The sequence below is a fragment of the Stenotrophomonas sp. RG-453 genome, from assembly GCF_033843685.1.
GTDB classification, from domain to species: Bacteria; Pseudomonadota; Gammaproteobacteria; order Xanthomonadales; family Xanthomonadaceae; genus Stenotrophomonas; species Stenotrophomonas bentonitica_A.
In genome coordinates this window covers 294,941-307,995 of sequence record NZ_JAMYED010000003.1, presented here as the reverse complement: position 1 = coordinate 307,995, position 13,055 = coordinate 294,941, and the positions used below count along the sequence as shown (strand labels likewise).

Sequence of the window (13,055 nt, the reverse complement as noted above, 5' to 3'; positions counted from 1 at the left end):
TTACTCGCCTGCCGCTCCACCGGGACGACGACGACGGCGGCGGCGCTTGCGCGGCGCACCGTCTTCGCCCTCGCCGTCGGCCTGGGCGGCATCCAGCGCCGAATCCAGCTCCGTGCCGGACTGCAGCTGCGCTTCGCGCCAGAACGCAACATCGGCTTCGTGCTCGCTGGAGGCGACCTGGCGCAGGACCAGGAAGTCGTAGGCGGCACGGAAGCGCGGATGGGTCAGCGTGCGGATCACCCGCTTGCGCTGGCGCGAACTGAAGCGCCCCTGCAGCAGCCAGATCTCCTGCATCGGCAGCGAGAAGCGGCGCGGCAGCGCGATCGTGGTCAGCTGGTGAAGGGTCACGCGATCAGCGGCGCGGCGCTGGGCTTCTTCCAGCGCGATACCCTGCTTCTGCAGGCTGGCCAGGGCGCGGCAGAAGGCCGGCCACAGCAGCAGCGCGAACAGGAACGACGGCGACACTGGCTCGTCATTGGCCACGCGCAGGTCGGTGTTGTGCAGGCCTTCGATGACCATCCGGCGCAACGCGCCACTGCGGTTGCTGCGCAGCGCTGCGGCGCTTTCCGGGAACATGACGTCGAGCAGGCCATAGCGCTCCAGGCCTTCGAAGCTGGCCACGCCGTGCCCGGACAGGAACAGCTTGAGCACTTCTTCGAACAGGCGCGCCGGGGCGGCCTCGGCCAGGAGGTTGGCCAGGCGCGGCAGCGGCTCGGCGGTCGCCTCTTCGATCTGGAAGCCCAGTTTGGCCGCCAAACGTACCGCGCGCAGCATGCGCACCGGGTCTTCGCGGTAGCGCTGCTCGGGGTCGCCGATCAGCTTCATCAGGCGGGCCTGCACGTCTTCAAAGCCGCCGGTGTAATCGCGCACCGAGAAATCCTCGATCGCGTAGTACAAGGCGTTGCAGGTGAAGTCGCGGCGGATCGCGTCGTCTTCGATGCTGCCGTACACGTTGTCGCGCACGAGCATGCCGTTTTCCATTTCACGGTCGCCGCTGCCATCGTCGATGTTGGCGCGGAAGGTGGCGACCTCGATGATCTCGCGGCCGAACACCACGTGCGCCAGGCGGAAGCGGCGGCCGATCAGCCGGCAGTTGCGGAACAACTGCTTGACCTGCTCGGGCGTCGCGTCGGTGGCAACGTCGAAATCCTTGGGGTGGCCGTTCACCAGCAGATCGCGGACGGCGCCGCCGACCAGGTAACCGGCAAACCCGGAATCACGCAGCCGGTACAGAACGCGCAGGGCGTTGGGGCTGATGTCCTTGCGGGAGATGTTGTGCTGATCGCGCGGGATCACGCGCAGGCTGAACGGTGATGTAGCAGAGGAATTGATGTTGGCGCTTCCGGTTGAGTTTTCGGGATTGCCCAATGGCATCTAGGTCCATATACTAGCGCGCTGCGCAGTTCGCGACAAAGCCTGCTCCCTTCGTCTAGAGGTTAGGACGTGGCCCTCTCAAGGCTAAAACAGGGGTTCGAGTCCCCTAGGGAGCACCAGTCGCGGTGCAGATAGCCAAAAACCCCGCCACGGCGGGGTTTTTTGCGTTCAGGGTCCCGGCTGGCGGCGTGCACCGTGGCAGACATCGGCCGGGGAGCACCCTCCCCGGCCAGGCTTCCTGACGCTTCCGGCCACCTCCGAAGGGGTTCAGCCTTCCATCTGCTCCAGTTCCTTGCCCTTGGTCTCCTTCACAAAGCGCAGCACGAAGAACACCGAGATCACCGCCGCGACCGTATAGATGCCGTAGGCCCCGGCCAGGCCGATGCTGCCCAGCAGGATCGGGAAGGACACGGTGATCGCGAAATTGGAGGTCCACTGCGCGGCACCGGCCACCGCCAGCCCCGAACCACGGATCTGGTTGGGGAACATCTCGCCCAGCATCACCCACATGACCGGGCCCCAGGACATGTTGAAGAAGATCACGTATACATTGGCCGCCACCAGCGCCAGCACGCCCATGTTGTCGGTCAGCTGCAGCTTGCCGGCGGTATCCAGCGAGCCGCTGGCAAAGGCGATGGTAACCAGCGCCAGGGAGATCGCCATGCCGACCGAGCCCACCCACAACAAAGGCTTGCGGCCGATGCGATCGATCAGGACCACGGTGATCAGGCAGGCGCCGATGCTGAGCGCGCCGGACAGCACATTGATCAGCAGCGCGTCATTCTCCGAGAAGCCCACCGCCTGCCACAGCACCGCGCCGTAGTAGAAGACGACATTGATGCCGACCAGCTGCTGGAACACGGCCAGGCCGATACCGATCCAGACGATCGGGCGCAGCTTGCCGGTGCTCCTGCTGATCAGGTCAGAGAAGGTTGGCCGGTGCTGGTCCTGGGACAGCGAGCCTTCGATCTCGGTGATCTTGGCCTGCGCCTCGGCCGGTCCGTACAGGCGGGTCAGCACCGCCAGCGCCTGGTCACGGCGCCCTTTGACCACCAGAAAGCGCGGGCTCTCCGGGATCACCAGCAGCAGGCCCAGGAACAGCAGCGAGGGAATGGCCTGCATCCAGAACATCCAGCGCCATGCCGCCTGGCCCAGCCAGAGTTCCTGGGTGGAGGCCCCGGCCGCCTTGGCCAGCAGGTAGTTGCTCAGGAAGGCACAGAACAGGCCGCTGATGATCGCGATCTGCTGCACCGTGGCCAGCCGCCCGCGGTAACGGGCCGATGCCACCTCGGCGATGTAGGCCGGCGACATCACGCTGGCCGCGCCGACCGCGAAGCCGCCGATCACCCGGGCGATGATGAACACCGTGGAGCTGTGCGCCGCGCCCGCGCCAAGCGCGGAGAACAGGAACATCACCGCGGCGATGATCAGTACCCCCCGGCGGCCGAGCCGGTCGCCGAGGCGCCCGGCGAAAAACGCACCGATGGCGCAACCGAGCAGCATCGAGGCGACCTCGAAACCGATCCCGGCCGAACTGGACTGGAAGGTGTCCTTGAGGCCATCGACGGTGCCATTGATTACGCCGCTGTCGAACCCGAACAGGAAGCCACCGATGGTGGCCACGCAGCTGATCAGGACGATGAAGCCGGTGTTCTCGCCGCTGCCGGCGCGGGTACTGGTGAGCGAAGCACTGGACATGGTGATACCTGGGTCGGAAGGGGACGGCGGGTCAGCGCAGCAGGTACTGGTTGATCAGGTTCTCATACCTTTCCTGGCGGCCGCTGCGCTGCTGCGGTTCCCCCTGGGCCAGCGCCAGGCTGCGCAGCGCATCCAGACTGCTGCGACCGGCAGCGAACTCGGCACCGGCGCCGCTGCTGAAGCTGGCGTAGCGATCCTGGCGCCAGCCTTCCAGCGGCGAGGTCTCGATCAGGGCATGCGCCACCTCCAGGCCGCGTGCGAACGCATCCATGCCGCCGATGTGGGCCTCGAACAGATCTTCCGGCGCGGACGACTCGCGCCGCACCTTGGCATCGAAGTTGAACCCGCCCGGGGCCAGGCCACCCTGGCGCAGCACGACCAGCATCGCCCCGACGGTGTCGTACAGGTCGGTCGGGAACTGATCGGTGTCCCAGCCGTTCTGTGGGTTGCCGCGGTTGGCGTCGATGCTGCCGAGCAGGCCGGCATCGGAGGCGACCTGCAGGTCATGGGCGAAGGTATGCCCGGACAACGTGGCATGGTTGGCCTCGATGTTGAGCTTGAAATCCTTGTCCAGGCCGTGCTCGCGCAGGAAGCCGACCACCGTGGCACTATCGAAATCGTACTGGTGGTTCATCGGCTCCATCGGCTTGGGCTCGATCAGGAAATTGCCGGTGAAGCCGATGCTGCGCCCATGGTCACGGGCCAGCGTAAGGAAGCGCGCCATGTTGTCCTTCTCGCGCTTCATGTCCGTGTTGTACAGGCAGGCATAGCCTTCGCGGCCGCCCCAGAACACGTAATTCTCACCGCCCAGGGCCACGGTGGCCTCGAGTGCGGCCTTGACCTGCACCGCGGCGCGGGCAACCACGGCGAAGTCCGGATTGGTCGAGGCACCATTCATGTAGCGCGGGTGCGAGAACAGGTTGGCGGTGCCCCACAGCAGCTTGACCCCGGTCGCCTTCTGGCGCTCGCCGGCAATGCCGACCATGTGCTGCAGGTTGGCCTCGTACTCGGCGATATCGTCGGCGTCCGGCGCCAGATCGATGTCATGGAAGCAGTAGTACGGCACGCCCAGCTTGGTGATGAATTCGAACGCGGCATCGGCCTTGGCTTCCGCGCGCGCCAGCGGGGTATTGCCTGCGTCCCACGGATACACCCGGGTGCCCGGGCCGAACGGGTCATGCCCGCTCGCGCAGAAGCTGTGCCAGTACGCCACCGCGAAGCGCAGGTGCTCGGCCATGGTCTTGCCGCCCACGCGCTTGTCCGCGTCGTACACCTTGTAGGCCAGCGGATTGTCCGAGTCGCGTCCCTCGAACGGGATGCGGCCGATGCCGGGGAAGTATTCCTTTGCGCCGATGTAAACGGAGGTGCTCATTGCTCGGATCCTTGCGGTGGTGACGGGTCGGTGCGCAGCAGCGGACCAACCTCGGAAAGATGGTGGAGGAAACGCCGGTAGTGTTCTGCGTAACGCGGCACAGTGTGCGGATCCGGGGTGGCCGACAGCGCCGCATCGAAACGCACATGCGCATCGACGGTTGCGGCCAGGCTGTCGCTTCCGCCCTGCCCGTGCTGCGAGGCCCACAGCGCCTGCAGCGCCGCGCCGAAGGCCGCGCCTTCAGCCTGGGTGGGCACCTTCACCGGCAGATCGAACACATCGGCGATCAATTGCCGCCATGCCGCACTGTTGCTGCCGCCGCCGGTGAGCAGCACGGTGTCGAAGGACAGGCCCGCGCTGGTGAAGGCGTCATAGCCGTTGCGCAGGCTGTAGGTGGCGCCTTCCATCGCGGCCCGATAGAAGTGCGCCGGCGTGGTGTTGTGCAGGTCCATGCCGTGCAGGCAGGCGCGCGCGTTGGGCAGGTCGGGGGTGCGCTCGCCGTTGAAGTACGGCAGCATCACCAGCCCGCCGGCGCCGGGTTCGGTCTGCGCCATCAGCGCCTCGCCACCGCCGCGCGGGAGGTCGAACAGCGTCGCCATGCGCTCGGTGGCGACGGTGCAGTTCATGGTGCAGATCAGCGGCAACCAACCGCCACTGGAGGAGCAGAACGCAGCCCAGCGTCCGGCGTCGTCGACCACCGGGTGGTCGGCATACGCGAACAGCGTGCCGGACGTGCCCAGGCTCATGGTCAGCCGCCCTGCTGCAACATTGCCGGTGCCCAGCGCCGCCATCATGTTGTCGCCGCCCCCGGTGGAGACCTGCACGTCGGCCGGCAGACCCAGCAGTGCGGCGATCCGCGGCGCCAGGGGGAAGGTCGTTTCCAGAGGAACCAGCGGCGACAGCAGCGCGGCCAGGTCGCGCTGCGGGTCGATCGCCTGCAGCAGTTCGGGTGACCAGCGCCGCTGGCGCACGTCCAGCCAGCCGGTGCCGGATGCATCACCGTACTCGGCGTAACGCTGCCCGGTCAGCCAGAAGTTGATGTAGTCGTGCGGCAGCAGGATGCCGTCCAGTTCCGCATAGGCCTGCGCGCGATGGCGGCGCGTCCAGGGCAGCTTGGAGGCGGTGTAACCGGCGAGGATGGGATTGCCGGCCAGCGCGATGCAGGCGGCGGTGCCGCCCACGGCCGCCATGATCGGCTCGCAGTCCGCCGCGGTACTGGTATCGCACCACAGCTTCACCGGGGCGATCACCTCGCCACGTGCGTTGATCGGGACGAAGCCGTGCTGCTGGCCGGAAACGCCGATCGCCCGGATGCGGCCACGCTGCGCGGCCGTGAGCTCGGCGAAGCAGGCGATGATGCCATCGATCCACCACTGCGCCTGCTGCTCGCGGGTGCCATCGTCGTGGCTGACCAGCTGCATCGGCCGGGCGACCGTGGCCACCACCTCGCCCAGCGCCGGGTCATAGGCCAGCAGCTTGACGCTCTGGGTGCCGACATCCAGCCCTGCATACAGACTCATTGCTTCACCAGTTGGTTGCCGCGCAGGCCGATGCGCTGCTGGCCGCCGGCGCGCAGCGCCACGGTCAGCGTGCTGTCGCCATGCACGAGTTGATAGGTGCCCCCGCGCTCACTGCGCAGCAGGGCCGATTGCAGCCGGCCATCGCGCCAGTGCAGGTCCACACCGGCCGCGTTGCGCACGCGCAGGCCACGCACCTGGCCGTCGGGCCAGGCCTGCGGCAAGGCAGGTAGCAGGAAGATCGACCCGCCCCAGCTCTGCAGCAGCATTTCGGTGATGCCCGCCGTGCCGCCGAAATTGCCGTCGATCTGGAACGGCGGATGCGCGTCGAACAGGTTCGGGTAGGTGCGCTCGGGCGAGAGCAGCATCTTCAGGATCTGCAGCGCGTGCTCGCCGTCGCCCAGCCGCGCCCACAGGTTGAGCCGCCAGCCGATGCCCCAGCCCGTCGCCTCGTCGCCGCGGATCTGCAGCGAACGCTTGGCCGCAGCCGCCAGTGCGGGGGTGTCGCGGATGTTGATCTGGCTGGAAGGGTGCAGCGCATACAGATGCGAGACATGCCGGTGGTGCATTTCCGGCGCCTCCATGTCCCAGTCCTGCTGCCACTCCTGCAGCTGCCCGGCCTTGCCGATCCGATCGGCAGGCAACTGCGCGCGCAGCGTCTTCAACTGCGCAGCGAAGGCCGTATCGACACCGAGGGCTGCACTGATCTGGATGCACTGCGCGAACAGATCGCGCAGCAACTGCGCGTCCATCGCCGGGCCGGCGCATATCGCCGCCCCGAACGGATGCTGGTTCTCAGGCGAGATCGAGGGATTGGTGACCATCGCGCCGGTGTTCGGGTCGCGCTGCAGGGTGGCCACGAAAAACTCGGCGGCCCCCTTGAACAGCGGATGGATCCGGCGCAGATAGGCTGGATCGCGGCCGTAATCCCAACGGTCCCACAGCTGCTGCAGCAGCCAGACACCGCCCATCGGCCACAAACTCCACTGCGCGCCGTCGATCGGGCCCGCCTGGCGCCACAGGTCGGTGTTGTTGTGCACCACCCAGCCCGGGGCATCGTAGATGCGCCGCGCCGTGACCGCGCCGGTGCGGGCCAGGTCGAACAGCATCTCCTCCAGCGGCTGCACGCATTCGTGCAGCGCATTGGCCTCGCTGGGCCAGTAGTTCATTTCGGTATTGATGTTGATCGTGTACTTGCTCTCCCACGGCGGTGCCATGAGGTCGTTCCACACGCCCTGCAGGTTGGCCGGCTGCGAGCCGGGCCGCGAACTGCAGATCAACAGGTAGCGCCCATACTGGTGATACAGGGCGGCCAGCGCCGGATCGTTGCCGCTGGCGAAGGCCTGCACGCGCTGATCGGTCGGCAGCTGCGCGGCCGGCGTGCTGCCCAGATCGATCGACACGCGCCGGAACAGCGCCTGGTGCGCGGCCCGATGGCGCGCCAGCAGCGCCGGATAATCATGGGCATCAGCCTGCGACTGGTGCGCCGCGGTGAGCGCCTGCGGATCCCCACTGACGTCGTCGAAACGGCGGAAGCTGGTGGCGGCCGTCAGCACCAGCACCAGTTCGTCGGCACCTTCCACCTGCAGGCGATCGCGTGCGACCCGCAGCGTGCCACCGCGCAGTCGCGGCTGCACCCGCAGCGCAAAGCGCAGCTTGCCTTCAACACCGGCGAAGCCCGCATTGTGCCCGTGGAACAGCGGACCGCCCTCGTCGGCGGCTACCTCGCCCGCCTGCGGGCTGTCCACGCCCAGCCGCAGCGAGACCCGGCCCGGCAGGTCGGCGCTGAGCCGCACCACGATGCACTGGTCCGGTTCGGACACGAACACCTCGCGCCGGTGCCAGGCGCCGCCGCTGCGGAATTCGGTGGTCGCCACGGCCGTGTCCAGATCCAGCGACCGGCGATACCCGTCGATATGGTCGGCACGGTCGAAATCCAGCAGCAGATCGGCCAGCGGCTGATACGGCATCTGCTTGGCAGGCCGCGACAGCAGCTTGGCGTCGGCCAATGCTTCGGCCTCGGCGTAACGCCCGGCGAAGACCAGCGCGCGCACCTCCGGCAGGGCTGCCAGGGCCTCCGGACTGGTCGCATCGTAGGGCCCCCCGGCATACAGGGTGTCCTCGTTGAGGCCGATCCGTTCGTGCGCGACTCCGCCCCAGACCATCGCGCCCAATCGACCGTTCCCGGTCGGCAGCGCCTGCACCCACTCGGTGGCGGGCGCGCGGTACCAGAGCTGCAGGGCGTCGCCTGTCGCCCCAGCGGCGTCGCCCCGCGCTGCAGCCCCTGGCACCGCACCGGCCTGCGCCGACCACCCGGTCGCGGACAGGGTCAGCCCGGCCCCGAGCGCTTTGAACAGACCGCGACGGCTCAGTTCCACAGCATCACCCTGCTCTGCATTGGCTTGCCCGCGCTGCCTGCTGCCACTTCAACGCCCTCCAAGGCGAAATGTCCACCGGTAGTCATCCGCATCGTAGGCGATCAGCGCGCGGCTGCCATCTTGCGCTGCGGCACGACCACCGCCTTGCCGTCGTAGCGCACGGTCTGGTCGATGGCCGGGGCCAGCGCACCGGCATCGGCACGTAGTCCATCCACGAAGCGGACCTGGATCGTGCGCTGCGCCTGCATGCCCTTCCACTGGCCTTCGCGCTTGCCGATGCGCAGTTCGCGCGTGGCCTGGTTCCACTGCAGCGGGATACGACTGAACTGCCCCTTCTCATAGCCATAGCTGCGGCCGTCGTCCTCGTACAGCGAGAAGGCACCGTCCGCACCGGTGTAGACCACCACCGTCAGCGGCGCATCCGGCTGCTCATCCACGTACTGCTGCACCGGGCCGGTTGGAATGATCGCGCCCGCGCGCACGTACAGCGGGATGCGTTCCAGTGGCGCGGCGGCATCGATGGTCTGGCCACCCTGCAGGCGCTGGCCGGTGTAGTAATCCAGCCAGGTGGTGCCGGCCGGCAGGTACACCTTGCGCGAGGTCGCGCCGAACGTGGTGACCGGGGCGACCAGAAGCGATGGCCCGAACAGGTACTGGTCGTTGATGTCCCGGACCGCCGGATCCGACGGGAAGTCCATCGGCAGGCCGCGCATGATGCTGCCGTCGCGGTGCCACGTGTCCGCGGCCAGGGTGTAGATGTAGGGCAGCAGCGTGTAACGCAGGCGGCTGTAGTACACCATGCTGTCGTAGTACGGCGTGCCTTCCGGCGCGATGTTCCAGATTTCACGGAACGGGTACTGCCCATGCGAGCGGAACAGCGGCACGAACGCACCGAACTGGAACCAGCGGGTATTCAGTTCGCGCCACTCGGGCAGGTGCGCCGGATCCTCTTCGGAATACCGCTTCTCGGTGGAGAAGCCGCCGATGTCGAAGGTCCAGTTGGGCAGGCCGGACATGGCGGTATTCACGCCGGCCGAGACCTGTTCGAGCATGTCATCCCAGCGCGACACGATATCCCCGCTCCACACCGCCACGGCGTTGCGCTGGGTGCCGGCATAGCCCTTGCGCGAGAGGATGAAGACACGCTGGCCATCGGCGGCGCGATCCCCTTCATACACGCCCTGGGTGTGGGGCAGCGGATACGAGTTGAAGAACTCGGTGGACGGGCCAAGCGCGGTCGGCGTGGTACGTGCCTTGCGCTCACCGATATCCAGATTGGAGTGCACGTCCGGTTCGTCGGCGTCCATCCACCAGGCATCGAAGCCCTTGCTGTTCAGCTTCTCGTTGATCTGGCGCCAGTAGATCTGCTGCGCCTTGGCCGCATACGGATCATAGAACGAGTTCTTGTAGCCCTTGCCGATCCAGTCCAGCTCGCCCACCTCGACGTTGCGCTGGTACATGAAGCCGGCCGCGTCCAGTTCCTTGTAGTTGGCCGTGGTCGGGTAGAACTTCGGCCACACCGAAATCATGACCTGCGCGTGCTGGTCATGGATGTGCTTGACCATGCCATCCGGATCGGGGAAGTGGGTGGCGTCGAAGTCGTGCGAGCCCCAGGCATCCTCCGGCCAGTACGACCAGTCCAGTACGATGTTGTCGATCGGCAGCTTGCGGCGGCGGTACTCGTCCAGCACGCCGAGGAGTTCATCCTGGCTCTTGTAACGCTCGCGGCTCTGCCAGAAGCCGTACGCCCACTTGGGCAGCATCACGGCCTTGCCGGTGAGTTCGCGATAGCCGGCGATCACCTGATCGGCGTTGCCGCCGGCGACCACGTAGTAGTCGACCATCTGCCCGGCTTCGGACCACAGCGAGAGATCGGCCGCTTCGGCCTGCGGCAGCGGATCACGGTGCAGCAGCGCGATGTAGCTGGGGTCGATCAGGTCCCACTCGACCTTGATCTGGTGGCGGGTGCCGGGCGTGAGTTCGAGCGCGAACTCGTGATGCCACGGGTTCCAGTTCTGGCGCCAGCGATCGATCACCAGCTTGCCGTCCACATACAGCTTGATGTATTCGCTGCCGTACAGGGAGAAGGTATGGCGACCGGCGGTCTTCGCCTCGATCGCGCCGTCCCAGACCACCTGCGAGCGCCCACCCGCAGCCGCGTTCCTGCCCTTGGCCGGGAACGCGGTGAGGTCCTTGATGTACTGGTAGTTCACCTCCGGCTCGCGACGCTCGACGCGGGTCTTGCCATCGACGATGTAGCGGGCGGTCAAGGCGCCGGCCTTGCCCTTGGCATCGAACACCTGAAGGGAAGACTGCAGCGGCTGCAGCCCACGCGGGTCACCCAGCCGGGTGATCGCATTGTTGTCCCAGAGCAGACCGTAATTGCGGCTGGAGACGATGAACGGCACCGCCATGTCGATGTTGCCCTGGAGCAGCTCGACGTCGCGCCCCTTCTGGTTCATCCAGCCCTGCTGGTGCTGGCCGAACCCGTAGATCGCCTCATCGCTGGGCGACTCGAAGCGCTGGCGCACGCTGTAGTACGCCTTGCCTTCCACGCTGAGCGGGCTGAAGCTGCGGCCACCGGCGCGCTCGGCCAGCAGCGGCTTGCCTTCGGCATCGCGGAAGCTGACATGGCCATCGGCTTCGGAGATCTCCGCGCTGATGCCGGCGGCAACCAGGCGCACGTTGCCGCCGCCCTGCTCCACCGTGAAGCGCGGCTTCCCCTGCACGGGGACACGCATCAGGCTGGGGGTGCGCTTGAAGTCGCCGTCCGGATCGGCGCTGACCCGCACGATGTTGTCGTCCACCAGTTCCAGCCGGACCTGGGCCGCGCCGGCCTGGGCCGGCACCACCACCACACCGTTGTCCAGCACGCGATGGCTCTGGGCCATCGCCGGTGACGCCAGCAGTGCCAGCAGCGGCACGCTCAGTACGCTCATGTAACGCATTCAGTGCTCCCTTCTCATTCGGTGCGCGGGTGCGGGCACCCCCGGTTCAATACGTCGCCAGCGTGACCTTGAGCAGCTGCGGCGCAGTGGTGAAGTTCAAGCCGTAATCGGTCTGGTCGCCGTTCCAGTTGCGCTGGAACTGCCACTGGCCATCCTTGTAGAACCCCTCCTCGACACGATCGAGCACCATGTTCGCGGTGGCCTCTCCGGCCGGGTGCAGGGTGACCCGCGCGTGCTGGGCGGTGATCAGGAATTCGTCCGGGCCAAGTTCGGCGATCAGCGCACTGCCGATCGGCTCGGGATTGCCCGGCGGCTGGCCCTGGAACCAGAACTGCGGCACGCCATAGGTGACGGTGGCGCGCCAGCGCGCATTGAGCGGCACGTCCTGCACGGCCTGGCCGGCTTCTTCGGCCACGCCATGCAGCTTGCCTTCGGCCGAGGCCTTGGCGAACTGGCGCATGCCCAGGCTGACCAGCTGGAAGCCCGTAGCGAACGGCGCCAGCGTTGCCTCGTCCACCTTCTTCGCGCCCAGCGGATAGTTGCTGTAGTGGCTGAAATCGATGCCGAACGTGGACCAGCCGATGCCGTCATGGCCCAGCGTCGGGAACAGGTAGCGTGCATACGGTGGCGCGTTGCCGGTCTCGGCGACGAACAGCGCATTGTCCGGCCGCGCATAGCGCGCCAGCACCGTGGTGTACATGCGGTACTCGGGCATGTAGATGTCCGGGGCCAGGAAATCGATATGGGGCCCGGCGGCCTTCCACACATCCAGCACGTTGTCGGTCGGGCCACCACTGGCGTACTGGCCCGGCTGCCCGGGATTGAACGGCCCGCGCAGCGCGCCGTTGACGTACATCGGCAACGGATACACCGCCTTGCCTGCTTCAGTGACCTGATCGATGAAGCGCCCGATCGACCAGGCATGGAAGAACTCATCGGCATCGGCACCGAACACCTGTGCCCAGGTGCCGGGTGACTTCCCGAGCTTCTGCAGCAGTTCGGCCGGCACCGGGCCGTCGTACAGTTGCTGCGCCATCGGCGAGAAATCGCGGACGCTGCCATAGGTGCCCGGCTCGTTCTCCGGCTGCACCATGATCACCGTGCGCTGTGGATCGGCCGCCTTGAGATGCTGCATGAAGGCAACGAAGGCCCTGCGATCCGCCTCCAGGGTGGCCGGGGCGTGCGGCGACAGCGAACCGATGCTGCGCCCGTCGCGGGTGATCACGCGGGGGAAGCGGGTGTTATCGGTCTTCACCCAGCGCGGCGCGTAGGCCGGGCCGTTGTTCTTCCAGGTGGCAAACCACAGCAGTACCAAGCGCACGTCATGTTCACGCGCCTGCTCCAGCAGCGTATCGACGAAGGTGAAATCGAACTTGCCTTCCTCCGGCTCGATCTGTTCCCAGGCGATCGGCACCTGCACCGTATTGGCACCGATGATCTTCACCGCCGGCCACACTGCCTCCAGCGCTGCGGCGTAGTTGCTGGAGTTGTTGACCTGCGCGCCCAGCACCAGGAAGGGCTCACCATCGACCAGCAGCGCATGCCTGCCATCCTTGCTGGTGAACTGCGGGATCGGCGCCTGCCTGGCGTCATCGGTCGTCGCCGGTTTGCCTGTCGCGGAAGGCTGTGCAGCCGTGGCGCCATCGGCCGGTGTCGGCGTCGGTTCCTGCTCACAGGCGGCCAGCAGACAGAACAAGGCGGCCGGCAGCAGCAGGCGGCGCGGGAACAGCGGAAGCGGGTATGTGGTCGGAGACATGCACGGGGTCCT

General features: G+C 67.0%; 7 protein-coding genes and 1 tRNA gene. 1 reads left to right on the top strand and 7 read right to left on the bottom strand.

The annotated features are described in order from the left end of the window. A complete protein-coding gene (pcnB, locus tag NJD74_RS07040) occupies positions 1-1,368 on the bottom strand; it encodes a polynucleotide adenylyltransferase PcnB (protein ID WP_070470603.1) in 1,368 nt (455 codons plus the stop codon). A gap of 50 nt (positions 1,369-1,418) precedes the next feature. Here pcnB and NJD74_RS07035 point away from each other — a divergent pair. Further along, a tRNA-Glu gene (locus NJD74_RS07035) sits at positions 1,419-1,493 on the top strand. 148 nt (positions 1,494-1,641) lie between these two features. On the opposite strand, the gene NJD74_RS07030 is transcribed toward NJD74_RS07035, so the two are convergent. The 6 genes from NJD74_RS07030 to NJD74_RS07005 all read right to left on the bottom strand — a co-directional run bounded on the left by NJD74_RS07030 (position 1,642) and on the right by NJD74_RS07005 (position 13,043). Beyond that, on the bottom strand, positions 1,642-3,072 hold the full coding sequence (locus tag NJD74_RS07030; RefSeq protein WP_319623873.1) for a sugar porter family MFS transporter: 1,431 nt from the start codon (positions 3,070-3,072) through the stop codon (positions 1,642-1,644). 31 nt (positions 3,073-3,103) lie between these two features. Beyond that, positions 3,104-4,444, bottom strand: a complete 1,341-nt coding sequence (gene xylA / locus NJD74_RS07025; protein ID WP_070470608.1) for a xylose isomerase — start codon at positions 4,442-4,444, stop codon at positions 3,104-3,106. Then, positions 4,441-5,964: a xylulokinase gene (gene xylB / locus NJD74_RS07020; protein ID WP_319623872.1), complete on the bottom strand. Its 1,524-nt coding sequence runs from the start codon at positions 5,962-5,964 to the stop codon at positions 4,441-4,443. Before xylB ends, xylA begins: the two co-directional genes overlap by 4 nt. After that, entirely contained in the window at positions 5,961-8,339 is a 2,379-nt protein-coding gene (locus tag NJD74_RS07015) for a glycoside hydrolase family 95 protein (RefSeq protein ID WP_319623871.1), read from the bottom strand. Before NJD74_RS07015 ends, xylB begins: the two co-directional genes overlap by 4 nt. A 101-nt stretch (positions 8,340-8,440) precedes the next feature. Further along, a complete protein-coding gene (locus tag NJD74_RS07010; RefSeq protein ID WP_319623870.1) occupies positions 8,441-11,287 on the bottom strand; it encodes a TIM-barrel domain-containing protein in 2,847 nt (948 codons plus the stop codon). Positions 11,288-11,333: 46 nt separating this feature from the next. Continuing rightward, positions 11,334-13,043, bottom strand: a complete 1,710-nt coding sequence (locus NJD74_RS07005) for a DUF5597 domain-containing protein (RefSeq protein WP_319623869.1) — start codon at positions 13,041-13,043, stop codon at positions 11,334-11,336. Between the last annotated feature and the right edge of the window lie 12 nt (positions 13,044-13,055).

What these genes read in the sequence shown, in the direction of transcription:
- NJD74_RS07030 (WP_319623873.1), bottom strand. Translation starts at nt 3,072, where the DNA reads ATGTCCAGTGCTTCGCTCACCAGTACCCGCGCCGGCAGCGGCGAGAAC.
- xylA (WP_070470608.1), bottom strand. Translation starts at nt 4,444, where the DNA reads ATGAGCACCTCCGTTTACATCGGCGCAAAGGAATACTTCCCCGGCATC.
- xylB (WP_319623872.1), bottom strand. Translation starts at nt 5,964, where the DNA reads ATGAGTCTGTATGCAGGGCTGGATGTCGGCACCCAGAGCGTCAAGCTG.
- NJD74_RS07010 (WP_319623870.1), bottom strand. Translation starts at nt 11,287, where the DNA reads ATGCGTTACATGAGCGTACTGAGCGTGCCGCTGCTGGCACTGCTGGCG.
- NJD74_RS07005 (WP_319623869.1), bottom strand. Translation starts at nt 13,043, where the DNA reads ATGTCTCCGACCACATACCCGCTTCCGCTGTTCCCGCGCCGCCTGCTG.